The sequence below is a fragment of the Jeotgalibacillus terrae genome (assembly GCF_016908195.1).
GTDB lineage: Bacteria > Bacillota > Bacilli > Bacillales > Jeotgalibacillaceae > Jeotgalibacillus > Jeotgalibacillus terrae.
In genome coordinates this window covers 1-24,351 of the sequence record NZ_JAFBDK010000021.1, presented here as the reverse complement: position 1 = coordinate 24,351, position 24,351 = coordinate 1, and the positions used below count along the sequence as shown (strand labels likewise).

Here is a 24,351-nt window from a genome sequence, read left to right as displayed (position 1 = left end):
AGAATATTGAGATTTTTTGATGGGAATCCGTGTTAAATAAGACTTCAGCGTACTTTTTGTTTCGATTTAAAAACAACAGACGCCCTTTCCCGGACGTCTGTTGCTTAAAAGTAATTGAAGATCTTTTTAAGGATGTCCAGATTACGTTATGGAGTTGTGGTGTCTGCCGGTTTCTTCGTGATCCAGCAGGCAGGGGCTAGTGCGCTTCCCTCAGCTCCTTAAGATAAGTCAACATCAGCTCACTTCGTTCACTGTGTTTCCTTTATCTTAATCCGCTTCAGTCCAGCGCATACGCTCCTGAACGCCTGCTTCCGCTTTTCTTTTAGTCAAACAGCATACTCACAGACTGCTGTTCGTAAACGCGAACAATGGCTTCTCCAAGCAGTCCTGCTACTGAAAGTTCTACAATTTTACCGCCCTGTTTTTCTTCTGACAGTGCGATGGAGTTTGTTACAACCAATTCTTTAATGGCAGAGTCGTTAATACGCTCCATTGCCGGACCTGAGAGGACAGGGTGCGTACAGCTTGCGTATACCTCTTTTGCGCCAACTTTCATCAGCGCGTTTGCAGCAAGTGTGATTGTTCCTGCTGTATCAATAATATCGTCGATCAGAATACAGGTCTTGCCTTCAACGTTACCAACGATGTTCATGACTTCTGATACATTAGGCTTAGGACGTCGCTTATCAATGATCGCGATTGGCGCCTTCAGATATTCAGCGAGTTTACGCGTACGTGTTACACCACCGTGATCCGGTGATACGATGACCAGCTCATCAGGGTTGAAGTTCTTTTGCATAAAGTATTCAGCGATGATTGGTACGCCGCGCAGATGGTCAATCAGAATATCAAAGAAGCCCTGGATCTGCGGTGCATGCAGGTCAAGTGTGATGACGCGTGTAGCGCCTGCCGTTTCAAGCAGGTTGGCAATCAGCTTTGCAGTGATCGGCTCACGTGCACGCGCTTTGCGGTCCTGACGTGCGTATCCGTAATAAGGCATCACGATGTTAATTGTTTTAGCAGAAGCACGCTTCAGTGCATCAACCATAATTAACAACTCCATCAGGTTTTCATTCACCGGGCTTGAAGTAGACTGAACAACAAATACATCACAGCCACGGATGCTTTCTTCAATATTAATTTGAATTTCTCCGTCACTAAAACGTGTAACTGAACATTTCCCAAGCTTCGTTCCGATTGACTCAGCGATATCCTCTGCTAACTTATGGTTTGAATTCAGTGAAAAGATTTTTAATTTAGAATTGGCATATTCAGTAGACATGACAGCCTCCAATTATTTTTTAGTGTTAATTCTTTGTGCGTAGCCTTCTTTATTTTCCTGGCGGGCACGGGCGATAGACAGCGCCGCAGCCGGCACATCTTTATTAATTGTAGACCCGGCAGCAATATAAGCACCTTTTCCAATCGTGACAGGGGCAATGAGATTTGAATTACAGCCTACAAAAGCATCGTCTTCAATCTTTGTCAGATGCTTTTTCTGACCGTCATAATTCACAGTAATCGACCCGCAGCCAAGATTCACACCTGAACCGACTTCAGCATCACCAATATAGCTCAGGTGAGACGCCTTACTTCCTTTGCCAAACTGTGTTTTTTTAATTTCAACAAAGTTACCGATCTTCACTTCATCTTCAATCGCAGACTGAGGACGAATGTGTGCAAACGGTCCGATATTTACATCTGAGCCGATCTCGCTATCATGTACGACTGACTGTTTAATCACAGTGCGATCCGCGATTTTGCTGTCTTTGATCTCACTGTTTGGCCCGATTGTACATTCTTCACCAATGACTGCCTTACCTTCAATGACAGTACCAGGATACACAACTGTATCGCTTCCGATCACAGCATCTGCACTGATATAAGTAGAAGCAGGATCAATGAGTGTGACACCGTTGCGCATTTGCTGTTCGTTAATACGCTTACGCATCAGGCTTTCCGCTTTTGACAAAGCCACACGGTCATTTACACCAAGCGCCTCATCAGATGAAGGTGTCTGGTATGCAGCAATGGCCTCTCCTGCATTTTTCAGAATTTCAATGACATCCGGAAGGTAGTATTCACCCTGCACGTTATCATTGTCCACTTTCTCAAGTGTTTCAAAGAGTGCTTTATTATCAAAGCAGTAAGTGCCCGTATTTACTTCCTGAACGGCAAGCTCCGACTCATTCGCGTCCTTGTGCTCAACGATTTTCGTCACAAGCCCGTCTTCTCCTCGAATAATCCGGCCATAGCCGGCAGGGTTGTCTTCATGTGCTGTCAGGATCGTTGCTTTCGCCTGTTGTTCCTCATGATGCTGAATCAGCGAAGACATTGTTTCAGCAGTAATAAGTGGCGTATCACCGCATACAACTAAAGTGATGCCATCTTTATTCTGCAAACGATCTTTCGCCTGCATAACAGCATGGGCAGTCCCCAGCTGTTCAGCCTGAAGAACAAATTCCGAACGACCCTCAAGCTTGGACTGAACAAGTTCAGCACCATGACCAACAACGGTAATGACTTCTTGCATATCTGCTTCTTTCACCTGCTCTAATACGTGTTCTACCATTGGCTTTCCACAAACAGGATGAAGTACTTTATATAATTTGGATTTCATACGGGTACCCTGACCCGCAGCTAAAATTACCGCATATCGATTCGACATTACCGGTCCTCCAGTCAACATTTTTCCACTTTGAATATATTACAAAAACTCATTCATTTCAAGGAAAGCGGTAATTTCAGAAGAATCTGTTAACGGTTACAATTCTGCAAAAGAAAATCCGGATGCATAGCAGCATCCGGATTCTATCATTCATATACAGGGCATTAAGCACCTGCTTCTTCATAAGTAATCGTTGACTCCCGATCGTACTCAGCCAGTACTGAACGCTGAATGACATCTCTCATCTCAGAGTTAATCGGATGAGCGATATCCCGGAATTCCCCATCCGGTGTACGCTTACTCGGCATCGCAACAAACAGTCCATTATTTCCATCAATTACCCGGATGTCATGTACAACAAATACACCACTGAGTGTGATGGAAGCGATCGCACGCATCCTGCCATCCGAGCTTACACGTCTAAGTCTCACATCTGTTACTTCCACTGATTCCCACCACCTTTCCCCCCTTAGTACAAGCCTCCCTCTTATTTCTATACGCAAGGTCGATATCCCTACCTGAAACGTGAAAATAGTCATATTTTTTTCCAAAAAGAAAAGGCTTTTCCCAAACAGGTTATGAACCTGCGGGGAAAAGCCTGATGGGATAGCTTTATTTCACTAATGCGATGACTTCGATTTCAAGACCTGCACCTTTTGGCAGCTTTGACACTTCCACACACGAACGTGCCGGACGATGCTCACCGAAGTATTCTGCATAAATTGCATTAACTGCATCAAAGTCGCTGAGATCATCAAGAAAGACCATTACTTTTACAACAGTTGAAAGAGAAGCCCCTGCTTCTGCAAGAACAGCCTGCAGGTTTTTAAATACCTGGTGCGTTTGCTCTTCAATACTGCCTTCAACAAGCGTGCCTTCAGGTGTCAGCGGGATCTGCCCTGAGCTGTAGAACATATTGTTAACGACCATCCCCTGAGAGTATGGGCCAATTGCCTGTGGTGCTTCATTCGTCTGTACAAATTTCATGATCATTCCTCCTCGAAATATGATACTGCTATTAAAAGCGGCTTTTGATTTCCGCCCTATCGGCTATTGTTTTAAAAAGGATGAGACGCGGTCAAAGTAATTGCCGGGTTCAATCTGAATGGTTTTACCTTTTTCATCAACGCTTCTTAATTTCAGGAGCGAGATATAATCCTCTACAAGACGCTCTTCTCCGGCTTCCTGTTCGGATTCGATAAAAATACCAACACCTGCGACAGTCGCTGAAAACTCTTCAAGCAGGTTTTTCATGCCTGCCGCCGTCCCGCCCGCCTTCATAAAGTCGTCAACAATCAGGACTCTTGCCCCCTGCTTGACGCTTCTTTTGGATAAGACCATTGTCTGAATCCTTTTGGATGAACCTGAGACATAATTAATGCTCACGGTGGAGCCTTCCGTTACTTTACTGTCACGTCTTGCAACGACTACCGGCACACCAAGGTAGCGGGCAGCTGCATGAGCGATCCCGATGCCTTTAGTCGCAACTGTCATCACAAGGTCGATCTGCTCATTGGCAAACGCACCTGCAAACAGCTTTCCGACATGATTCATGAGATGGATGTCACCGAGAATATCCGTCATGAATAAGTAACCGCCGGGAAGCAGCCTGTCAGACCTGCTTACCTGCTCAGATAGTACGTTAAGCGCTTCTTCTGCCTGATCTTTTCTGACGCCCGGAATAAACCGCACCCCGCCAGCTGCACCAGGCACTGTCTGTAAAGTGCCGATTCCTCTGTTCTCAAACGTTTCCTTAACAATCACTAAATCTTCACTGATTGATGATTTAGCTGAAGCATAACGTTCCGCGAAAAAAGTAAGCGATACAAGCTCGCGTGGATGTTCAGATAAATAGTGCGTCATATCAATCAGGCGTTCACTTCGTTTAATTTTCATGCGGTGAGCAACCTCCCAAAACCCGAATAATGTATAGTAACTATATCATTATCGTACGTTTTTAAGCAAGAGGTGCCCGACTCCCAAGAATTCTTACTGCAAATACCTGGTCACAAAAACCACGCAGCCCATTTACAACACGATGCACTTTGGATTCATACTGCACAAGGCCAAAAACGGTCGGCCCGCTTCCACTCATCAATACAGCATCTGCACCGAACCGCTGCATCTGATCTTTAATCTGCTTCACTTCCGGATATAGCTGAAGCGTAACAGACTCAAGCGCGTTACCAAGGTTCTCGCAAACCCCCTGATAATCTCCCTCTTCAATCGCCTGTACCATTTTAGCTGTATCCGGATGATCCACCTGATCAAGCTTCAGGTTCTGGTAAATATCTGCTGTTGAAACCCCGATTGAAGGCTTCGCCAGCACAACCCAGCACTTTGGCGGCGCAGGAAGCTCCTGAATCTGCTCACCCCGTCCAGTCGCAAGTGCTGTTCCACCATAAATACAAAACGCCACATCAGAACCGATCTCTGATCCGACCTCAGCCAGCTCATCCGCTGACAGATTAAGCGCCCACAACTCATTCAGTCCTTTTAGCGTACCGGCTGCATCACTGCTGCCGCCCGCAAGACCCGCAGCAACCGGAATCTGCTTATGAATCGTAATATCAACGCCCTTTTTCACGTTATATTTTCTCTGCAGCTTGTCCGCCGCTTTATAGGCCAGGTTCCTGTGATCACTCGGCACAAAACGGTCATGCGAGATAATCCGGATCCGCGTGCCTTTTGTTTCCTTCAGCTCAATGCGGTCAGCCAGATCCACAGTCGTCATGACCATCTCCACCTCATGAAACCCATCAGGCCTCTTATGGAGCACATCCAGCGAAAGATTAATCTTCGCCGGAGCTTTCACCATCATCATCAATCCACACACCTCAATCTTCCTTCAAGTCATTGAAGATATTGTAGCAATAAACCACGAAAAGTGGAAGCGCCCGTTTAGCCCGACAGGCATAAGACGCGAAGCGGAAAACGGGTGCACTTTCCCGTTTACCGCTTTGTGGCTTATGACCCGAGGGACTGGGCGCTGGAACTGGATCAGAGAAAAGTGGAAGCAGGCGTTTAGGGGCGTATGCGGTGGACTGAGGTGGATTGAGATAAAGGAAACACGGCGAACGGAGTGAGCCGATGTTGACTTATCTTAAGGAACCGAGGGAACCGCACTAGCCCCTGCCTGCTGGAACTGGATCACTGAAAAGTGGAAGCAGGCGTTTAGGTCCGACAAGCATAAGACGCGGTGAGAGAAATGGGCGACTTTCCCCATTTTCTCGCCGTGGCTTATGACTCGAGGACCTGCCTTCTGGAACTGGATCAGAGAAAAGTGGAAGTAGGCGTTTAGGGGCGTATGCGGTGGACTTATCTGTATTGGGAGGTTACGGACGCGCGGGCTGAATTGAGCGAAAAGGTGATGGATTAATTTGAAAGGTGATAGATAAATGCTGAAAGCTGTTAGATTTATGAGAGACACACAGCAAAACGGTTGAATATCCAAAAAGATGATGGAATTAAATCAATAGGTCATAGATAAAACCCAAAAGGTGATACATATAACCAGCCAGCGCCATACCCGCACAACCGCCCCCAACCAAAAAACCGCCCGGCCTCAGCCGGACGATTCTCCTTTGCATGTACCACGGTTAACGCTGATCAGGCTGTTCGCCCAGTTGACGCTCTGCCATCTGAATAGCCCGCTTGACCATGTTACCGGCATCCCAGGACTTGATTCCGCCCCAGCCTTCCTGCTGAACCGTATCATAAATCCCGAGTTCTCTGGCGATTTCTTCCTTGAGCTGATCTGACATTACGCCTCTTCTTCTGCTCATCTTTGTCATCCCCTTTTTGGTCATGCATCTATAGCCTGTTTCAAATTGAGCACTACTATCCCAGCTAGATAATGGAAAAGCTATTCCTCAGCTGATACACGTTATATTTTTTCACCATAACAAAAAGGCGGTCTGCCCGGTTAACTGTTAACAATTAACCGGGCAGACCGCCCATAAAAAAATCATTATGATTTCATTAACTTACGCTTGCTGCTTCAGAACCTTCTTCAATAAAAGTCAGTTCAACAGCTTCAGTCAGTACATCGGTGTAGCTATACGATACCCGCTCAAAAGCATTTTCGTCCTGATCCAGTTCCACAATGAAAATTGATGGATATGTTTCAGTCAAAACTCCTGAACGCTCAATTGTCTTGCGTCTTCCACCATTGGCTTTTAACAATAGACGTTTTCCAAGATTCACATCAAGTGCTTTCTTAATATCAGCTAACGTTTTTGGCATTCCGCTTCCACCTCACTGACATTAGTATACCAAAATATTACGTTTTGGTCAAATAAAATATTTATTTTATCAATTCTCTTTAGTGGATGTCAATGTTTTTATTCCGTCAAAGTGCTTATTTGCTGTCGTTTTGTGTCTCTGTATACATTTCTTTCTTGTAAGGCATGCCTGTTCTTAACACGCCGCGCGTTTCAATTCCGCCAATTCCATTTTCATCAGCGAGGGTGTGGGGCAGGATATTTTCAACGTTGAACATTGAATGAATAGAGGTATAACTGATGACACTTGCTGCATATGCGGGGTCAAGTGCATGAATGTTTACACGCAGCGGAGAGCTGGCCAGATTCGCTCCCGCATAGATCAGTGATTCAAAATGGGACTGGCATGCGCCTGCAAAAATCACCAGCTGATCGAGGTACGGCAGGATTTTACGTGCATTTTTTACAGCCTGAACGAATGAGGAAGAGTGTCTGTAAGCCTGCAGATCACTTTTTTTACCCTGAGCCGGTAAATAGGCGTCGTGTCCTGTTAAGACGAGAATCTGGGGCTGATAGCGGAGAATCAGCTCCTGAATGCGGTCAGGCATCTCTTTCTCAGGACAGTGCACACCTATATGGGGCACATTTGCATCCTTATAGATTTTAAGGCACTTCTTTAGATAACGTTCGTCTCCATCAAGATGCAGCACACGTCCCGGTAAATGGAATGAAAGTGTGCCGGACTCTTTTTCTGCATCAGCTGAATTTTTAGCCCGGTTCGCTTTCATTTCCTTTATCTGCTGATCTGCTTCAGCCAGCCGGTCTTCATCGAGCAGCTGCAGATCTTCCAGCGGGGCATCCGCAACCAGCCGGATGTCCCGGCCGTATAGAATGGCGTAAGAGCCACTTTCCCGCTCTTCAACTGCCGCGACAACAAATACCACATCACAGTTATAAGAAAGACGTCCAACAAGCTGATTGATCCATTCCACTTCCGCTACCCCCTCCTCTGCAGGCTCATGACTTCACTATATGCCCGAGACTGCTGAAGGGTGAATGCCCTGTCTGAAATAGAAACAGCTACTAAAAAGAACTCCGGCATCTCAACCGGAGTTCTTACTATGAAAAGTATGGATAAAGCGCATTTGCAAGATTTGCGAATTCGGGAATTGATAGACTTTCCCCGCGTCTTTGAGGTTCAATGCCTGCCTGTTCAAGCGCTTTTAATATGTCTTCTTTCTTTGCCTTCCCATCCGGCAGCTGACTCGTCAGGTTGTTTAAAATCGTTTTTCTTCTTTGCGCAAATGAAGAGCGCGTGACTGTAAAGAAGAAATCTTCATCTGTTACTTCAACTGGCGGCTTTTTACGCTTTATTAATTTAATCACTGCGGAATCTACATTCGGCTGTGGAATAAAGACTGTTTTTGGCACAATCATCACAGTTGAAGCTTCCGTGTAGTACTGGATCGCGATTGAAAGCGAGCCGTAATTTTTAGTGCCTGGCTTTGCTGCGATCCGGTCTGCCACTTCTTTTTGAAGCATGACAACAAGCCCTTTGATCGGCAGGTCTTCCATTAAAAGCTTCAGGATAATCGGTGTCGTCACGTAATAAGGCAAGTTCGCAACAACCATGACATCTTTGATATCAGCAAACTCCTCTTCCATCACCTGTCTCACGTCAGCCTTCAATACATCAGAGTGACGGATATGAATGTTGTCATATGGCGATAACGTATCATCAAGGATCGGGAGCAGACGCTGGTCAATTTCAAAAGCGACAACCTTTTTTGAAGCGCGTGCAAGGTGTTCTGTCAGCGCACCAATACCGGGACCAATCTCTATTGCCCCGTGCTCTTTTGTCAGCCCGGCATGTCCGACGATATTCTGGAGAATATTCGGGTCGATCAGAAAGTTCTGTCCAAGGCTTTTCTTGAAAGAAAAACCATACTTTTGCATAATTTCCTTCGTACGTGCTGGTGTTGCGATATCTTTATTCATGCTCTTCCTCCTGTAAAATACGCGTCAGCGCCTGAGCGAAATCTTCTTTTGTTATTTCAAACATCATTAACCTATTATACAGCTGCTTCCCATTCACATAACCGATCTTCAGCGCAGCACCGAGTTTTTCCCTGCGCGCTTTTGCTTTCGGTCCGCCAATCAGCCCTGCTGTAACAAGATCTTCCTTTGTAATTAATTCAACAGGCTCCACTGTCATCAAATGGGCATCTTTCAGCGCCTGGCGGATGACTTCAGGAGACGCATGTTCTACGCCCAGGCCGCGGCCTTTTTTGCGCAGGGCATCATGCTTTTCGACAAAAGCATGCCTGCAGCCAGGTACAGCCTCCTGCACAATCTGTCTAATGCGCTGACCGGGGTAGTCCGGATCCGTTAAAATGATAACGCCTCTTTTTTCCTGGGCGTGACGGATTTTTTCAAGCGTTTTTTCAGAAACAGCTGAACCGTTTGTTTCAATCGTGTCAGCGTCTACTGCCCTTTTGACTGCAGTTGTATCGTCTCTGCCTTCCACCACAATAATTTCTTTAAGTTTCATGTTTTCCTCCGAAATGGTTTCTGTGGTTCATTATAGCTGAAATTGTTTTTGAACGCACAAAAAACAGAGAGAACGTGCTCTCTGTTTTTAAGTAGCCACTTATGGCATCACTGTTACTTTTACGGTTCTGCTTCCCCATGCAAGAGCTGAAGCGCGGTCCGGGATAAAGATATCAATCTTATTTCCTTTAATTGCGCCGCCAGTATCTCCGGCAATTGCATAGCCATATCCTTCAACATATACTCTTGAACCGAGCGGAATCACTGATGGATCCACAGCGATTACTTTCATGCCAGGGTTTGCCAGCAGATTGATACCTGTCGCTGTAATCCCTGAACATCCTGTACAAGAAGCAGTATAAGCGGTTGATGACATCGTCATTTCACGGCCGGTTGGTGCTGATGATGATGCAGTCTGCACGGGCTGTGAAGATGCTGTTGCTGACGATGATGACGCAGCAGTTTTAGTCGTTGTTTCACGTGGAACGCTCGCAACAACCGGCTTCTTCGTTCCTACTGCCACAACTTTATTTTTGCTTTCCTTTACAACCTTTTCTTCTTTCAGATCACGGGAAACTTCTTTTCCGTTTTCTTTTACGACTTCATATGTTTTTTCAATGAGACCTTCTTCGCCTTCCTGAACTACCTTTTCAGTACCCTGGGCTAATGTATTGTCATCTTTTTGTTCCACACTGAAGTCCTTGGTTTCTTCCACCACATCGGTGACCTTATCAACGTGGACGATCTTAACAGTAGCGCCCTCCGTCAACATAGTGTCTTCAGATGGTTCTACGCGATCATCTTGATCCAGCTCAATTTCATGCTGTTTTAAAAAGTCAGCGACGGTGATCGAAGTCGACCAAACCTCTTCTTTGTCAGTTCCATTCACAAGCGTCCATGCGAAAGCTTTTTCAAGGGAAATGGTCATATCTTCCTCAATGCTTTCATTCAAAGCGTGAGACAGCTTGTCTTCGTCACTTACTTCAAGTTGTTCTCTTCGCAGGAATTCTCCTACAGTACGTGCGTTGGTCATCATTTCAAGCGTTTCCCCGCCTAAATCAAATGACACCTGTTTCGCCGGTCTCCAGCGTACGGTCATATCGTGATAGATCTCCGTATCGCCAGAGGGGTATAAATAGTCCTCTGAGTGTAAATCCATATCCATTTCTGCAAATATATCTTCAACAGTCGCAGCGTTTGTGCGCACCAGTTGCTCTTCACCGTTTAAGGTTAGGGCTACAGTTTTCTTCATACCTTCTTGAAAAAGGAAACCAATTACTAAAACAAACACTGTTAAAGTAACAAACGTATAGACCCAGTTCCTCTTACTCATAGACTTTGGAAACAGGTTTTTCATGTTATTTTCTGATTGCATGAAAAACTCCTCCTTTACTCCGAGTGATTATAAAGACTATAGTGACAGATTGTCAACCTTCGAATTCGAGATATTTTTCCCTGCGCAGGGTGAGATATGTCCCAATTATGCATACGCTTGTCCTGCCTGAAAAGGTTTTTTTATCGACAACCCGCCCCGGTATGAACGCAAAAGGTGTCGCATAAACGGTACTGTTTTTTGTAATGCCTGATCTTATTTATTTCAGCTGAAAAATTTTTTTTGCGTTTTCTGTCGTGCGTTTTCCAACTTCTTCGTATGAAATACCTTTCAACGCTGCAATCTGCTCTGCAACAAGCTTGACATAAGCAGGCTCATTCCGCTTACCGCGGTTGGGGTGCGGCGCTAAAAACGGTGCATCTGTTTCAATCAGTAAATGCTCAAGGTCAATCTCTTCAGCAACCTCTTTCGGCTTCTTTGCATTTTTAAATGTGACAGGTCCACCGAGAGAAATCATAAAGTTCATATCCACACACTGTTTGGCAACCTCCACACTGCCGCTGTAGCAGTGCATAATACCGCCAACTTCTTCAGCGTTTTCTTCTCTCAGGATATCGACAACATCCTGGGTTGCTTCACGATTATGAATGACAATTGGAAGCTTCACTTTCTTAGCCAGTTGAATCTGCTTTCTGAATGCCTCCTGCTGGACATCATGCGGTGATTTATCCCAGTGATAATCAAGCCCCGTTTCACCAATTGCAACAACTTTCGGATGAGCAGTTAACTCCTCAATCCAGGCCAGATCCTCATCTGTCATATCAATTGCATCGACAGGGTGCCAGCCTATTGCTGCATAAATGAATGAGTGTGCTTCCGCAAGCTCCATCGCTTTATTAATTGTCTTTCTGTCAAAGCCGACGACAGTCATCCATTCAACATCATTTTCTTTCGCGCGCTGTATCACATCATCAAGATCTTCTTCAAACTGATCTGCGTTTAAATGAACGTGTGTATCGAATAACATTGTATCCTCTCCTTCACAGCAAATTTAGTGTATTAAAAAACCATATGTCATACATCACAGTCGTGTAACAATCTATTAACAAATTAACAATCAGATTAAAATACACATTAATAATAATTGATCTGTTCTCAAGCAGATAATATTGCTTTCAAAGTAATTTTTATTATACAACCCCAAAAATAAAGCATTCTCTAATAAAAATGCCTATTTCGATATAATGAATTAGATAAAGGGTGATTTATTGGTAATTTCAGCCCAAATGTCTAAAAACGAATCAAAAAATGACGAGTTTCTTCTATTGTTATAGTTCGTTACATGAATGTAATATTAAGGACACATTAGAAACATTGAAACCAATTAATTCAATAAATAGATGAACATAAAAAGAAGAGAGGCATGAAACCTCCCCTCTTCAATCAACTATTTAACACGTGCCCCATTTTCCAGGTTTTCTGCTACTTGTGCAAGTGATAAGACTCCATCTTTTTCACCCGCCAGTATCATTCCCTGAGAAAGCTCTCCACGAAGCTTCACAGGCTTCAGGTTTGTCACACAGACAACCTTTCTGCCAATCAGGTCTTCAGGCTGATAAAACTTTGCGATTCCTGAGACAACCTGACGTTTCTCAAAGCCAAGGTCCAGCTGAAGTTTTAACAGCTTATCTGTTTTCTTCACAGGCTCGCATCCAGTCACCGTTGCGACACGCAGGTCTACTTTCATGAAATCATCAATGCTGATCTCTTCTTCGAGTTCAACCGGCTCTGCAGCTGGCGCTGAGCCTGACATTTTCTCTTTAATGTAAGCTGCTTCTTCCTCCACATCAAGACGCGGGAAGATCGGCTCTCCTTTTGCAACGACTTTTGTGCCTGCAGGGATTGCACCGAATTGCTCTAATGTTTCCCATTTCAGATGCGTGTGATCAAGCTGAAGCTGGGAAAGGATGTTACCAGGCGTCTGTGTCATAAACGGCTGAAGCAGAACTGCCACACGTCTAAGTGTTTCTGCTAAATGGTTCATGACGTTACCAAGCTCTTCTTTCTTTGCCTCGTCTTTCGCCAGCACCCATGGCTGTGTTTCATCAATATATTTATTTGCACGGCTGATCAGCTGCCACACTGTTGCAAGCGCCACGGAGAATTCCATGTTTTCCATTGAATCCTGGAATTTTTCAACCGTCTCTTCATTCAATTGAAGCAACTCTTTATCAAAAGGACCATTTGAGCCCTGATACACAGGTATTTCACCATTAAAATACTTATTGATCATCGCCACTGTTCTATTCAGCAGGTTCCCAAGGTCATTGGCAAGGTCAAAGTTAACCCTTTCAACGAAGCCTTCAGGCGTAAAGATACCGTCTGAACCGAATGGTACTTCACGCAGCAGATAATAGCGAAGCGCATCAAGACCGTAGCGGTCAATTAGTGTAACAGGATCCACAACATTTCCTTTAGACTTAGACATTTTACCGTCTTTCATCAGCAGCCAGCCGTGTGCGAATACCTGTTTTGGCAGCGGCAGATCAAGCGCCATCAGCATAATCGGCCAGTAGATTGTATGGAAACGCACGATCTCTTTACTCATTAAATGTACGTTTGCCGGCCAGAACTGACGGAAACGCTCATCATGCTCAGATCCGTAGCCAAGCGCCGTAATATAATTGGATAGTGCATCAATCCATACGTACACGACATGCTTCGGATCTCCAGGTACTTTTACGCCCCAGTCAAAAGTTGTTCTAGATACAGCCAGATCTTCAAGTCCCGGTTTAATAAAGTTGTTCAGCATTTCATTTTTCCGTGATTCAGGCTGGATGAATGCAGGATTTTCTTCATAATACTTTACAAGACGGTCTGCATATTTGCTCATACGGAAGAAATACGATTCTTCACGTACCTTTTCAACCGGATGTCCGCTATCAGGACTTTTCCCGCCGATCACATTACCATCACTGTCGAGCTCTTTATCTTCAAGTTGCGTTTCAGTATAAAATGTTTCATCAGGAATAGAGTACCAGCCCTCATATTCTCCCAGATAGATATCTCCCTGGTCATGAAGCTGCTTAAAAATCTTTTCGACAACAGTTTTATGGCGTTCTTCTGTTGTGCGGATGAAATCATCATAAGAGATGTCCATCTTTTTCCAAAGATCCTGAATACCGGATACAATCTCATCAACATAAGCCTGTGGAGAGACACCCTGTTCTTTTGCTTTCTCCTGGATTTTCTGTCCATGCTCATCCGTTCCAGTTAAATACATGACATCAAATCCGCGCAGACGCTTATAACGTGCCATCGCGTCTCCTGCTACTGTTGTATAAGCATGCCCGATATGCAGCTTGCCACTCGGGTAATAAATTGGTGTAGTAATATAAAACGTATTGTTCGGCTGACTCACTGTTAATCCTCCTCGATCAGCATCAGAAACTCAGTTCTGACGCGTTTTCATATGTAAAAAAATATACCCGAAATAGGAAGTGAATGCAACCGGCGCAGCCCTCCCAGTAAAAACTCCCCAGTTTTGTCGAATGAACCTGTTTCTTTTGTCGAAACACGAAATAGCTCGAATTCAAAATAAAATGATTGCCACTTACAGTTATTACATGATATAGTGAATAATGTAGAAGGTAATATTTTCAAAGTGCTTCATACACTGATGTATAAGGGCTTGAAGAACTTCTATTGGTAAAACATTTGGTAGAAAATATGTATTGACTGATTTGGGAAACGTTGGTATGATATAAAAACAGAGAGAAAAATGTCGAAACATGACGAAAAAACAAATAGAAAAAATCATTACACCTATGAGAGGGGATTTTTAATCATGAAATCAACAGGAATTGTACGTAAGGTAGACGAACTAGGACGAGTAGTTATTCCAATCGAGCTTCGCCGCACACTTGGAATCGCTGAGAAAGACGCACTTGAAATTTATGTGGATGACGAAAAAATCATCCTGAAGAAATACAAGCCAAGCATGACTTGCCAGATCACTGGCGAAGTGTCAGATGACAACCTTAAGCTTGCAGGCGGAAAGCTTGTCCTAAGCCGTGAAGGTGCTGAAATGCTTATTAAGGAAATCCAAAGCAACCTGCAAGGTGCTTAATTTATAAGAATGGTCACTGCTCCCTTTGCGGAGCAGTTTTTTTATTGTCTATTGGCCCGGCCCGCGATGGCTGAGCGGTTCATTCACTGCAGCTGCGGGTTGTTTTATTACACCTGCAGCCCGTCTCACTACAGCAAACCCGGGTGTATCCGACAGCTGCAGAGCCAAACACTGCAGTCACCAGTCAAAACACTACAACCGCGGCGCCCCACTATCAAAAAAAGACCGCCTCCGCGATCTTTTCTCTCCTAATGATCAACATGATAATCCTGATAAACATCCCGCTTCGGAAGTCCCCGGTCTTTTGCCGTTTCTTTAATAGCTGCTTTTGACGTCATAGACTTCTGCTGAATATAATGCTCCACGTGATCAGTCAGTGATAATTCAGACCACCAGACCTCTTCATCCTGCTGCCACTTATCACGTTCTGACCCTTCAACAACAAGACAGAACTCCCCGCGCAGCTCGTTTTCTTCAGCCCACTGAAGACACTCCCCAATAGTGCCCCTGACAAATTCCTCAAATTTCTTCGTTAGCTCCCGCGAGATTGTCATCTGACGCTCAGCTCCGAGTGCCTCCTGCATCTCTTTTAACGATTCCTTCAGTCTGTGAGGTGATTCATACAGAATAAATGTTGCAGGAATGGTTGAAAGAAATGCCAGCTCTTCACGCTTTTCTTTTTTCTGACGCGGTAAAAAACCATAATAGTAAAAAGGCTGCGGCTTCAGTCCTGAAGCAATTAATGCTGTGACTGCCGCATTCGCACCAGGAAGTGGCACCACATTCACGCCTTCTTCCACACACAGCTTTACAAGCTCATATCCCGGATCTGAAATACACGGTGTGCCCGCATCCGTCACAAGTGCAATCTGCTTTCCTTCATGGAGGTCAGCCATCAGCTTGCGTCCACTTTCTTCTTTATTATGTTCATGGTAACTGACAAGCTTCGTCTCTATTTCAAAATGACGGCAAAGATTTTTTGTGTTGCGCGTATCTTCAGCTGCGATCAGGTCTGCTTCTTTCAGAATGTTAACGGCTCTGAACGTCATATCTTCCAGGTTTCCGATCGGTGTCGGCACCAGATAAAGGCGCCCTTCACCCGCATCCTGAAAACTTTTTTGTGTATCCAATCTATTCACCTCTTTCTTTTAAATACAGATCTTTTTGACCCCGGGATTTCTTTTTGAACCAGTACTCTGCCTGCATGGCTTCTCTTTTAGAGGTAAATGATTCGTGATGAATCATTTCGACAGGCCGTCTCGTTCTTGTATATTTGGATGCCGTGCCGTCATTATGCTGAGACAGCCGGCGTTCCAGGTCAATGGTATAACCGCCGTAATAAGATCCGTCCCGGCACAACAGCACATAGAAGAAATGGCTAGCCTCTGCTTCCATATAAAATCTCCTTCATCTCCTCGGTATATTCATGATTATCTTTATATACGACAAGTGGCGGCAGAATTTTCACGTCAGGCTTTCCATCTTTTGCAGCCTCCACTAAAATCGTATTGGCTTCTTTCCCTTCTTTCGGATAAACGAACTGAATGCGCTTCGGCTCAAGACGATACTGCCTCATCAATGTAATCAGATCAAGCAGCCTGCCGGGACGGTGTACGAATGCAGCTTTTCCGCCTTGCTTTAACAGGCCACTGCTCACCCGGACTGTATCTTCAAGCGTACACATAATCTCGTGGCGTGCAATCGTCAGATGTTCATTCTCATTCAGCTCTTCCTTACCTGGCGTTGTAAAATAAGGCGGGTTACACGTCACCACGTCATGCCTTGCATAACCAAGCTTAGGTGACACCGTATTTAAATCTTCACAGATCATCTGAATCTGACTGCTCAGGTTATTATAATCAATGCTTCTAATTGCCATATCCGTAAGCCGATCCTGAATCTCGACCCCTGTAATTGTGCCGTTCGTTCTTGTACTGATCAGAAGTGGAATGACCCCGTTTCCTGAACAAAGGTCAATCAGAGATCCTTTTCTGATCGGGACCTGTACAAACCGTGCGAGTAGTACAGCATCCAGGGAAAATGAGAAAACTGACGGACTTTGTATAATCCTCAAATCTTCAGCCAGCAGATAATCCAGCCGCTCATCACCAATTAATTGCATGTTACGATCCTCTTTTCTTTTAATACTTTACACAATAGATATGTTAAAGTTAAATGTTGTTTTAGCACAGTTGATGATTGGAGCGGAAATCACCAGCCAAATTTAATAAAGCTTACACAAAAAAAGCCCGGCAGGACGCGCGCCTGTCTCCGGTTAAGGGAGCGCAGGCGGCGACATGCCAGCCTTATTTTTTCGTTAAAAATGAAAGACAGAACAGGCAATCTTCATCCTTGCGCGGGCTTCCAAAATGAATATTACAAATATGGAAACCTTCATGATAAAGACGGGCAAGATTATCGTATCCTTCACCAATATCTGCGCTTGGACCTGCAGCTTTTCCGGCATCAGCCCTGCCGGCAGGAGCTTCTGTCTCACTCCCGAGCTGTTCAAGTCTTCTGCGTAAATGTTCATTCTCAATCTGCAGTGAATGATTCTCTTCCATCATGTCAGCAAGATGATGCTTCAGTTCGCCAAGTTGCTGATATAACTGACCAATCTGCTGCTCCATATTGGATACTGAATCAAAGAACTCCTTCTTATCCACGAACTCCACCCCGTTACTCTGTGGCTTGAATTGACGCAATATCGTGATTCATAATTTCTTCAAGCGTATACTCAAGCGTGCGATCCTGCTCTTTCATTTCAATCTGCAGCACGCGCTCAAGCATATTCAGGCCGACCACTTTTCCTTTTCCTTCAGGCGTTTGTATAAACGCGCCAAGGTCAGGCATTTCTTCTTTTGCTGCTTCATATTCATCGTTCTCGTACTTCAGGCAGCACATCAAACGGCCGCAAAGTCCTGAAATTTTTGCCGGATTCAGAGACAGATTCTGATCCTTTGCCATCTTAATCGAAACCGGCTCAAAATCGCCAAGAAATGTTGAGCAGCACAGCATGCGTCCACATGGTCCGATACCGCCAAGCATTTTCGCTTCGTCACGCACGCCGATCTGACGCAGCTCAATTCTTGTTCTGAAAACAGATGCAAGGTCTTTGACAAGATTTCTGAAATCAACCCGTCCATCTGCTGTAAAATAAAAGATCACTTTATTGCGATCGAATGTATACTCAACGTCAACAAGCTTCATATCAAGGTCATGTTCACTGATTTTATCGGAGCACACCTGGTAAGCATGTGCTGCTTCTTCCTTATTTTCCTGAACTGAAAGACGGTCTTTCTGTTCTGCAATCCGGACGATTTTTTTCAGTGGGAGCACAACATCATTCTTGTCGACTTTCTTGACTTCAGTGACAACTTTACCATATTCGACACCGCGTACCGTTTCTACAATCACATATTCATCTATCTCAAGTGAAAGCTGGTTCGGGTCGAAATAATATATTTTGCCCGCTTTATTAAAACGGACGCCTACTACTTCATACAAGTGCAGATCCCCCCTGCAATTTAAGCATCAGCTGTTCCATTAGCAGCTGTGTATTCATATTTCTCTGAAGCTGTGTTTTCGCTTCCAGTATGACTGTCAGCTGGTGAGTAAGCTGATTCGCTGACGTCTGGAGCGCATCTGTACGAAATGTATCGAGCCAGTCCGGGTACGACAGGTGATCATGCTTGTCCGTTTGGATATATAGGAGATCCTTATATATAAGAAGAAACAAATCGAGTGATTGGTCAATTTGTGATTTCTCTTTAAAATGCGGAAGATAGTCACTTTGAATCCTGATCATGGCTTCAAAGGGATCATCCTTTAGCACTTCGTATAATTTTAACATGATTTTTCTGGCTTGTACAAACCACTCATCATGACTCATCTCAATTGCCTCGTCCACCTGGTTCGTTAATTTCGAAACAAGTGAGGCCATCGTCGGATGAACATCTTCTGAAATCAGCTTTTCTTTAAACAAAACAGGTGTCAACGGACGGAAAGACACGTGCTGACACCTGGAAAGTATAGTCGGGAGCATCTGATGGATTTGCTCAGTCAGCAGGATCGCTGTCGTGGATGGGTGAGGCTCTTCAAGAAACTTCAATAATGAGTTGGCTGCCTGAACGGTCATTTTGTCAGCGCCACTTACAATATAAGCTTTTCTTTTTGATTCCATCCCTGTTTTACTGAACTCCTCCTGCAAAAGCTTTACCTGTTCCTTCTTCACTGATTGCCCGTCAGGCTCAATCATATGAACGTCAGGATGGTTACCCTGATCAATCCTGGTGCACTGCTCACAGGTCATACAGGGCATGCCGTGATCAGGCTGCCTGCAAAAAAGTCCCTTTGCCAGAAATAGTGCCATCTCTTTTTTTCCTGTGCCGCGTCCGCCTTCGAACAGATACGCATGTGCCACACGATTTTTCTGAAGGCTCTGCTGCAGCATTTTCATTGCGACAGGCTGACGCGATGCCAGTTCCTGGTTCATGTCGGCCATGTTATCTCTCTTTTCTACGTATATATATTAATGAGCAGTCCTTTGATTTCGCCGATCTGATCTAGTACATCAACCGATTCCTTTTCCCCGTGCAGAACATTTTCAGTCAGTTCAGCAAGCTTCTCATCGATGGTCTCAACCAGTCTCAGCTTACGCCCCTCGCCGAATTCGTTCCAGGAGTGGGACTGCTTAAGATTCATTCCATATTCAACTGTCTCTTTCACAAATCGCTTTACAAGCATCTTGAATTTTGCGAGGTCCTTGAAGTTTCTTGATCTGCCCAGTCTGTCCCCGGCTGCAGTCACTTCTCCCATCAGCCTCGTCAATTGCTCTGTCTGCAGCTTCTGATCCTGCTTTTCAACAAGCTCCCCGAACTTCGCCTGCGTGCCTGTCAGAGGCTGTGGACTATTACCTGGCTGATTAACGCCTATGCGTAAATCCCGGTTAATTTTCATGATCCCACTCCGCTACTTTAAAATTGGTGAAACTGCTCAATCGGCAGTACAAATACCGTGGCTCCGCCAACTTCGACTTCGACAGGATAAGGAATGTAAGAATCCGCATTCCCGCCCATTGGTGAGACAGGGGCTACCATCTGTTCTCTTGACCGGCAGCTGTCATTAATGACTTCTAATACTTTATCAACGCGTGCATCCTCAGTACCAATCATAAATGTCGTATTACCCGACTTTAAAAATCCACCCGTACTGGCAAGCTTTGTTGCACGGAAATTGTTTTTCATTAAAGCAGTTGATAAACGGCTTGAATCCTGATCCTGCACAATTGCGACAACAAGTTTCATCCATTCCACCCTCTTCCTTTTAGAATCGTTCTGTCTTTATTATATCAACAATACGTCATTTTTACGAAAACATTACTGAAATCCTGATTTTTTGAACTGGTCTGTCAGGATACAGATTGAATCCTCAATGACCTTATCAAGCGTCTGGGCAGCATCAATACGCTGTATTCTTTCAGCAAAACGTGCCTGTACCAGCTGATACCCTTCATACACCTTTTCATGAAAAGCCATTCCTTCAAGATCCAGGCGGTTCACTTCACGGCCTGCATTCTGTTCAATCCGTTTCAGCCCTTCAGCAGGCGTAATATCAAAGTACAGTGTACAATCAGGCATCATCGATTCAATCGCAAACTGATTAATACTCCATACTTCATCAATGCCAAGCCCTCTGGCATGTCCCTGATAAGCAAGTGAACTGTCAATGAAGCGGTCGCACAGCACAATTCTTCCGGCTTCAAGTGCCGGTCTGACTTTTTCAGCCAAGTGCTGTCTGCGTGCTGCCGCATATAAAAGTGCCTCTGTCCGGCTGTCCATCTCTGTATGGGATGGATCAAGGATCACTTCCCTGATCTTTTCAGCAATTTTAATGCCACCCGGCTCGCGCGTCAGCATCACATCATAGCCAAGCACTTCCAGCTCTCTCTTTATTTCAACAGCAGCAGTCGTTTTTCCTGCTCCTTCAGGTCCTTCTAACGTAATAAAATATCCCTTACTCATGAACTTCCCCCCTCGACAATCATGATATTTCCTTCTATTAAATAAGCGCCACCCTGAAAACGTACGTGAGCAGCAATAAGTTCTTTAAGGTATGACAGTTTCTTTTGCGTTAACATCTCTCCTGCAATGATAATCGGAATCCCTGGTGGATACGGAATAATGGTCTCAGCCGCAATTTTTCCGGCAGCCAGATCAATCGATTCGACTGCAGCTGGAAGCTGATCTGTATTCTGAACAGATAATGTTGTGATCTCTTCAGTATATGAAGCAGAAAGGTCACGCTGTTCTGTCCATTCAGCTGTTTTAGCAATCTCACTCAGTGCTTCAATTACGCGATCCCACTCCGCCTGCTCGCCAACTTTTAAAAGCGGCAGTATCCACAGCACCTGCAGCGGATCAGCAAGTTCTGCAAAGATACCTCTCTTTTCACAGGCAGCCTGCACATCCGGTCCGCTCATGCCATCAATTCTGATGAGCAGCTTGAGCGGATCTTCGGGTTCGATCACTTTAAGACGCGGTATATCACGCAGCCTGGTGATCAGCTCAGTACGTTTTTTCTTAAAAAACGCAGCATCTTCATCCGAGTAAGTCGCAGCATAATGCCGCGCATCATCCAGTGATGCCATAATCGGATAAGACGGACTGCTCGACTGCAGCATACCAAGCAGCTGTTCAATCTTCAGATGGTCAACCTGTTTACTGCTAATATGTAAATAAGAACCCATTGTCAAAGCAGGCAGCGTCTTGTGGGCTGATTGCACCACGACGTCAGCTCCCACTGTCAAAGAAGACACAGGAAAACCTGGTAGTGAAAAATGTGCACCATGTGCTTCATCTACAAGTACTGTCAGGCCGAGAGACTTCGCCTGCTGAATGACAGCTTTTATCTGACCCGTATGACCATAATACGAGGGATATGTCAGCAGCACTGCTGTGGCATCAGGAAACGCATGCGCTGCTTTCTTAAGTAAACCAGGTGAAAGCCCTGAAGGTGTCATAGATTCAAGGTGCACGTCAGGTGTTAAAAAAACAGGTTTCACCCGCGCCAGACGGCATGCATGAATGACAGATTTGTGTGCATTACCTGCCACAATCAAATGACTGCCCGGCTCGCATAACCCCATCACCATCGCAAGATTACCGGTGGTCGAGCCATTCACCAGAAAATAGCTTTTAAAAGCCCCCGCGTGTGTGGCCAGCAGATCCTGTGCACTAGCAATTGGACCATCCGCCGCATGCAGGTCATCAAGTCCGGAGATCTCTGTCTGATCCCAAGCTCCGACATGACCTGCAACTTTACCCATTAATCCGTTTTTATGCCCGGGCACATGAAAAGACACCGGATGCTGCTTCATATGGTTTTCAAGCGCCTCAACAAGCGGCCTCTCCTTTTGATTCATAAACGTACTCCTTTAGTGAAATCATTTCTTTATTGTATCACGCCCAGACTTCTTATCTCATAAGCTCCTTCAAATTTTCAGGAATCATCACAACTTCTGTTTTCAAATCAACCGGTCTGTATGTATGATCTATGCACTCATTCCAATACGCCAGGTGCTTTTTGTCTATCCAATGTTCAGAATCCTGCACATCCAGACCGCCTTCTCCCTGTATGGAATACCAGTACAAATACTCTTTACCATTCAAATGCTCTCTAAATATGGTTTCGACATACATTTTTTCATTTTCCAGCGTGATTAACACATCTTTTATATTCATCTTTAAAAAAGTAAGCCATTCATCTACACGTTCTGATTTCCCATCCTTAACCTTAAACCTGGTACACTCTATATTCATTATCCTATCTCCCTGTTTAGTTAAAATTTTGGCTATGGGTGAGACCCCGCAGCGCGAGGAGGCTCATCGCACGCCCTGCAGCGGAAATTAACAGTCACCCTTAACAGAGCCAAAATTTTTATCATTTACAAATAAAAAAAGCCTGCACGTTCAGCAGGCTCTTAGTCTTTTAACAAATGAATCCACCTATCATATCCATGATCTTCAGGCTTCAGCTGAATCAATGACTGTTCACACCAGACACAGATAAATTTTGAAGACAGGCGGATTGCCCGGTTATATCGCCTTCCGCAAGCACGGCAATGTCTCATATTATTTCCTCCACTTCGCAGCATGTCATACCATTCAGTATGGCCACTGCGGATAAAAAGTAATCTCTCTATCCTATTCTTTTTATCCTCAAACGTGAAGGAAACTCATCAACAAACTTCTCATATGCTGCTATGGCTATTCGTTATTATCCTTTTACCCAGTAAGCTGAGCCATCCTGGTTCCTGTCCATAAAACCATATTCGATAAAATAACGGCGAATCGTCACAAAGTCAGCATATACCTGCTTAATCACTTCATTTACTTCTTTTTCCGTATACTGCTGTCCAGCGTCAAATTTTTTCAGTAAATACTGAAGCACTACAATCTTCTTCTTTTCCTTACTTGGAAACTGACTCAACGTTCCATCTTCTTTAAAATAAGTTCTTAACACCTTTTCCTGCTCTTCAGTCGTAATCGCATAACGTTCATCCACCATCGTCGCCCCCCTGTGTATCTGAACCAGACTCTCCGGCCCCGCATCCTCTTTTAACAACTGCATTAACGCTAAAAACACTCTCGCCTGCTTTTCCTTCTCTTTAAATTTAAACCGGTGATTTCGAATCGTCGAAGGACTTCCACCAATCTGCTTCGCCGCCTCCTTATCAGAAACCCCCTGCATAAAATAAGACAGCAACTCCTTCTGATGATCAGACAAACCCGTATACTTCTTATCCATATTCATCAAATAAACAAACATTGACTCATGTTCTGCTCTCACATGCATCTCAGCCGCCCTGTAAGCTTCAAAAAACCGCTTATCGACCTGAAACACTTCTCCCTCCATAAAGCTCTCACCACATACTAAACAGTGATAAGCTCCATCCAAAAACTTCACCCCATGCGCAAGCTCCTCAACAGAAGCCTCCCAAAACAAATCACTCAAAACAAACACTTCCTTTAAAAGTTTATCAATTAATAAACATATTATATTAATGTTTATTAAAAAGCAAACGGTTTTTGATTAGGTTTACGTTTCTGTGTGAATATCATGAGTGAGGGATCGTTCGGTTATATAGTGGTTTCAGCTAAGGGTTTTATCCCTTCTCTTCCTTTAATGTCCTTAGCATTCTGGCTCTTTGCCCTGAATGCACTCAGGTCACTGGCCGTCCGCACTGAATGCACTTGAGATTCTAGCCTTTTGCCCTTCTTGCCTTCAGTTCACTGGCCTTTTTCCTTCCAAACGCACAAAAAAAGCCTTCCCCCTAAAGGAAAGACTTTTTCAAAGTGCCTAGCGACGTCCTACTCTCACAGGGGGAAACCCCCAACTACCATCGGCGCTGAAGAGCTTAACTTCCGTGTTCGGCATGGGAACGGGT

28 protein-coding genes and 1 rRNA gene are annotated in these 24,351 nt (G+C 44.6%); 1 reads left to right on the top strand and 28 read right to left on the bottom strand.

Translation table 11 applies throughout. The features are described 5' to 3' along the window. Positions 1-322 precede the first annotated feature (322 nt). The 14 genes from JOD21_RS16370 to metG form a co-directional block, all read right to left on the bottom strand. Positions 323-1,282, bottom strand: a complete 960-nt coding sequence (locus tag JOD21_RS16370) for a ribose-phosphate diphosphokinase (RefSeq protein ID WP_204730645.1) — start codon at positions 1,280-1,282, stop codon at positions 323-325. A 12-nt stretch (positions 1,283-1,294) separates the two neighbouring features. Next, on the bottom strand, positions 1,295-2,668 hold the full coding sequence (gene glmU, locus JOD21_RS16365) for a bifunctional UDP-N-acetylglucosamine diphosphorylase/glucosamine-1-phosphate N-acetyltransferase GlmU (RefSeq protein ID WP_204730644.1): 1,374 nt from the start codon (positions 2,666-2,668) through the stop codon (positions 1,295-1,297). A gap of 164 nt (positions 2,669-2,832) precedes the next feature. After that, on the bottom strand, positions 2,833-3,114 hold the full coding sequence (spoVG, locus tag JOD21_RS16360; protein ID WP_204730643.1) for a septation regulator SpoVG: 282 nt from the start codon (positions 3,112-3,114) through the stop codon (positions 2,833-2,835). A gap of 166 nt (positions 3,115-3,280) precedes the next feature. Continuing rightward, entirely contained in the window at positions 3,281-3,655 is a 375-nt protein-coding gene (locus tag JOD21_RS16355; protein WP_204730642.1) for a RidA family protein, read from the bottom strand. A 63-nt stretch (positions 3,656-3,718) separates the two neighbouring features. Continuing rightward, positions 3,719-4,564 carry a pur operon repressor gene (gene purR / locus JOD21_RS16350; RefSeq protein WP_204730641.1) on the bottom strand — a complete coding sequence of 282 codons (846 nt, stop codon included), beginning with the start codon at positions 4,562-4,564 and terminating at the stop codon, positions 3,719-3,721. Between the two features lie 61 nt (positions 4,565-4,625). Beyond that, on the bottom strand, positions 4,626-5,495 hold the full coding sequence (gene ispE, locus JOD21_RS16345) for a 4-(cytidine 5'-diphospho)-2-C-methyl-D-erythritol kinase (protein WP_204730640.1): 870 nt from the start codon (positions 5,493-5,495) through the stop codon (positions 4,626-4,628). Positions 5,496-6,267: 772 nt separating this feature from the next. Further along, complete coding sequence (locus JOD21_RS16340) at positions 6,268-6,453, bottom strand: small, acid-soluble spore protein, alpha/beta type (protein ID WP_204730639.1); 186 nt, start codon at positions 6,451-6,453, stop codon at positions 6,268-6,270. Positions 6,454-6,649: 196 nt separating this feature from the next. Continuing rightward, positions 6,650-6,913: a biofilm formation stimulator Veg gene (gene veg / locus JOD21_RS16335; RefSeq protein WP_041120769.1), complete on the bottom strand. Its 264-nt coding sequence runs from the start codon at positions 6,911-6,913 to the stop codon at positions 6,650-6,652. A 115-nt stretch (positions 6,914-7,028) separates the two neighbouring features. Continuing rightward, on the bottom strand, positions 7,029-7,883 hold the full coding sequence (yabG, locus tag JOD21_RS16330) for a sporulation peptidase YabG (protein WP_204730638.1): 855 nt from the start codon (positions 7,881-7,883) through the stop codon (positions 7,029-7,031). Between the two features lie 127 nt (positions 7,884-8,010). After that, positions 8,011-8,889, bottom strand: a complete 879-nt coding sequence (rsmA, locus tag JOD21_RS16325; RefSeq protein WP_204730637.1) for a 16S rRNA (adenine(1518)-N(6)/adenine(1519)-N(6))-dimethyltransferase RsmA — start codon at positions 8,887-8,889, stop codon at positions 8,011-8,013. After that, positions 8,882-9,442, bottom strand: a complete 561-nt coding sequence (rnmV, locus tag JOD21_RS16320; RefSeq protein ID WP_204730636.1) for a ribonuclease M5 — start codon at positions 9,440-9,442, stop codon at positions 8,882-8,884. Before rnmV ends, rsmA begins: the two co-directional genes overlap by 8 nt. A gap of 99 nt (positions 9,443-9,541) precedes the next feature. After that, entirely contained in the window at positions 9,542-10,816 is a 1,275-nt protein-coding gene (locus JOD21_RS16315) for a G5 and 3D domain-containing protein (protein WP_052473886.1), read from the bottom strand. A gap of 217 nt (positions 10,817-11,033) precedes the next feature. Next, the gene (locus JOD21_RS16310) at positions 11,034-11,801 is read right to left on the bottom strand and encodes a TatD family hydrolase (RefSeq protein ID WP_204730635.1); all 768 of its coding nucleotides are present in this window, start codon (positions 11,799-11,801) and stop codon (positions 11,034-11,036) included. Between the two features lie 420 nt (positions 11,802-12,221). Then, complete coding sequence (metG, locus tag JOD21_RS16305; RefSeq protein ID WP_204730634.1) at positions 12,222-14,195, bottom strand: methionine--tRNA ligase; 1,974 nt, start codon at positions 14,193-14,195, stop codon at positions 12,222-12,224. 426 nt (positions 14,196-14,621) lie between these two features. On the opposite strand from metG, the gene JOD21_RS16300 reads away from it, so the two are divergent. Beyond that, a complete protein-coding gene (locus JOD21_RS16300; protein WP_039806138.1) occupies positions 14,622-14,903 on the top strand; it encodes an AbrB/MazE/SpoVT family DNA-binding domain-containing protein in 282 nt (93 codons plus the stop codon). Between the two features lie 248 nt (positions 14,904-15,151). Here JOD21_RS16300 and rsmI read toward each other — a convergent pair whose 3' ends face one another. The 14 genes from rsmI to rrf form a co-directional block, all read right to left on the bottom strand. Then, positions 15,152-16,033, bottom strand: a complete 882-nt coding sequence (rsmI, locus tag JOD21_RS16295) for a 16S rRNA (cytidine(1402)-2'-O)-methyltransferase (RefSeq protein ID WP_204730633.1) — start codon at positions 16,031-16,033, stop codon at positions 15,152-15,154. A gap of 1 nt (position 16,034) precedes the next feature. Next, positions 16,035-16,298: a GIY-YIG nuclease family protein gene (locus tag JOD21_RS16290; RefSeq protein WP_204730632.1), complete on the bottom strand. Its 264-nt coding sequence runs from the start codon at positions 16,296-16,298 to the stop codon at positions 16,035-16,037. Further along, on the bottom strand, positions 16,282-17,025 hold the full coding sequence (locus tag JOD21_RS16285) for a tRNA1(Val) (adenine(37)-N6)-methyltransferase (RefSeq protein ID WP_204730631.1): 744 nt from the start codon (positions 17,023-17,025) through the stop codon (positions 16,282-16,284). The genes JOD21_RS16290 and JOD21_RS16285 overlap by 17 nt, the downstream gene beginning before the upstream one ends. 184 nt (positions 17,026-17,209) lie before the next feature. After that, positions 17,210-17,569, bottom strand: a complete 360-nt coding sequence (gene yabA, locus JOD21_RS16280) for a DNA replication initiation control protein YabA (RefSeq protein WP_204730630.1) — start codon at positions 17,567-17,569, stop codon at positions 17,210-17,212. A gap of 13 nt (positions 17,570-17,582) precedes the next feature. Beyond that, positions 17,583-18,410, bottom strand: a complete 828-nt coding sequence (locus tag JOD21_RS16275; RefSeq protein WP_204730629.1) for a PSP1 domain-containing protein — start codon at positions 18,408-18,410, stop codon at positions 17,583-17,585. After that, positions 18,403-19,407: a DNA polymerase III subunit delta' gene (holB, locus tag JOD21_RS16270; protein ID WP_204730628.1), complete on the bottom strand. Its 1,005-nt coding sequence runs from the start codon at positions 19,405-19,407 to the stop codon at positions 18,403-18,405. The genes JOD21_RS16275 and holB overlap by 8 nt, the downstream gene beginning before the upstream one ends. 14 nt (positions 19,408-19,421) lie before the next feature. Beyond that, complete coding sequence (locus JOD21_RS16265) at positions 19,422-19,862, bottom strand: YaaR family protein (protein ID WP_204730627.1); 441 nt, start codon at positions 19,860-19,862, stop codon at positions 19,422-19,424. Between the two features lie 17 nt (positions 19,863-19,879). Continuing rightward, positions 19,880-20,209, bottom strand: a complete 330-nt coding sequence (locus tag JOD21_RS16260; RefSeq protein WP_204730626.1) for a cyclic-di-AMP receptor — start codon at positions 20,207-20,209, stop codon at positions 19,880-19,882. Between the two features lie 72 nt (positions 20,210-20,281). Beyond that, on the bottom strand, positions 20,282-20,926 hold the full coding sequence (gene tmk, locus JOD21_RS16255; protein WP_204730625.1) for a dTMP kinase: 645 nt from the start codon (positions 20,924-20,926) through the stop codon (positions 20,282-20,284). Next, positions 20,923-22,326 carry an aminotransferase class I/II-fold pyridoxal phosphate-dependent enzyme gene (locus JOD21_RS16250; RefSeq protein ID WP_204730624.1) on the bottom strand — a complete coding sequence of 468 codons (1,404 nt, stop codon included), beginning with the start codon at positions 22,324-22,326 and terminating at the stop codon, positions 20,923-20,925. The genes tmk and JOD21_RS16250 overlap by 4 nt, the downstream gene beginning before the upstream one ends. Before the next feature lie 52 nt (positions 22,327-22,378). Beyond that, positions 22,379-22,723, bottom strand: a complete 345-nt coding sequence (locus JOD21_RS16245) for a DUF6176 family protein (RefSeq protein WP_204730623.1) — start codon at positions 22,721-22,723, stop codon at positions 22,379-22,381. 161 nt (positions 22,724-22,884) lie between these two features. Next, a complete protein-coding gene (locus JOD21_RS16240) occupies positions 22,885-23,034 on the bottom strand; it encodes a sigma factor G inhibitor Gin (RefSeq protein WP_084218530.1) in 150 nt (49 codons plus the stop codon). A 146-nt stretch (positions 23,035-23,180) separates the two neighbouring features. Further along, entirely contained in the window at positions 23,181-23,927 is a 747-nt protein-coding gene (locus JOD21_RS16235) for a DUF2087 domain-containing protein (protein ID WP_204730622.1), read from the bottom strand. 334 nt (positions 23,928-24,261) lie between these two features. After that, positions 24,262-24,351 (bottom strand): 5S ribosomal RNA (gene rrf, locus JOD21_RS16230); the annotation flags it as partial.

Bases quoted from the DNA above. Each gene is read 5' to 3' on its own strand.
- JOD21_RS16370 (WP_204730645.1), bottom strand. From the start codon at position 1,282: ATGTCTACTGAATATGCCAATTCTAAATTAAAAATCTTTTCACTGAAT.
- glmU (WP_204730644.1), bottom strand. From the start codon at position 2,668: ATGTCGAATCGATATGCGGTAATTTTAGCTGCGGGTCAGGGTACCCGT.
- JOD21_RS16355 (WP_204730642.1), bottom strand. From the start codon at position 3,655: ATGAAATTTGTACAGACGAATGAAGCACCACAGGCAATTGGCCCATAC.
- purR (WP_204730641.1), bottom strand. From the start codon at position 4,564: ATGAAAATTAAACGAAGTGAACGCCTGATTGATATGACGCACTATTTA.
- JOD21_RS16340 (WP_204730639.1), bottom strand. From the start codon at position 6,453: ATGAGCAGAAGAAGAGGCGTAATGTCAGATCAGCTCAAGGAAGAAATC.
- veg (WP_041120769.1), bottom strand. From the start codon at position 6,913: ATGCCAAAAACGTTAGCTGATATTAAGAAAGCACTTGATGTGAATCTT.
- rsmA (WP_204730637.1), bottom strand. From the start codon at position 8,889: ATGAATAAAGATATCGCAACACCAGCACGTACGAAGGAAATTATGCAA.
- rnmV (WP_204730636.1), bottom strand. From the start codon at position 9,442: ATGAAACTTAAAGAAATTATTGTGGTGGAAGGCAGAGACGATACAACT.
- JOD21_RS16315 (WP_052473886.1), bottom strand. From the start codon at position 10,816: ATGCAATCAGAAAATAACATGAAAAACCTGTTTCCAAAGTCTATGAGT.
- JOD21_RS16310 (WP_204730635.1), bottom strand. From the start codon at position 11,801: ATGTTATTCGATACACACGTTCATTTAAACGCAGATCAGTTTGAAGAA.
- JOD21_RS16300 (WP_039806138.1), top strand. From the start codon at position 14,622: ATGAAATCAACAGGAATTGTACGTAAGGTAGACGAACTAGGACGAGTA.
- JOD21_RS16290 (WP_204730632.1), bottom strand. From the start codon at position 16,298: ATGGAAGCAGAGGCTAGCCATTTCTTCTATGTGCTGTTGTGCCGGGAC.
- JOD21_RS16285 (WP_204730631.1), bottom strand. From the start codon at position 17,025: ATGCAATTAATTGGTGATGAGCGGCTGGATTATCTGCTGGCTGAAGAT.
- holB (WP_204730628.1), bottom strand. From the start codon at position 19,407: ATGGCCGACATGAACCAGGAACTGGCATCGCGTCAGCCTGTCGCAATG.
- JOD21_RS16265 (WP_204730627.1), bottom strand. From the start codon at position 19,862: ATGAAAATTAACCGGGATTTACGCATAGGCGTTAATCAGCCAGGTAAT.
- JOD21_RS16260 (WP_204730626.1), bottom strand. From the start codon at position 20,209: ATGAAACTTGTTGTCGCAATTGTGCAGGATCAGGATTCAAGCCGTTTA.
- tmk (WP_204730625.1), bottom strand. From the start codon at position 20,926: ATGAGTAAGGGATATTTTATTACGTTAGAAGGACCTGAAGGAGCAGGA.
- JOD21_RS16250 (WP_204730624.1), bottom strand. From the start codon at position 22,326: ATGAATCAAAAGGAGAGGCCGCTTGTTGAGGCGCTTGAAAACCATATG.
- JOD21_RS16245 (WP_204730623.1), bottom strand. From the start codon at position 22,723: ATGAATATAGAGTGTACCAGGTTTAAGGTTAAGGATGGGAAATCAGAA.
- JOD21_RS16240 (WP_084218530.1), bottom strand. From the start codon at position 23,034: ATGAGACATTGCCGTGCTTGCGGAAGGCGATATAACCGGGCAATCCGC.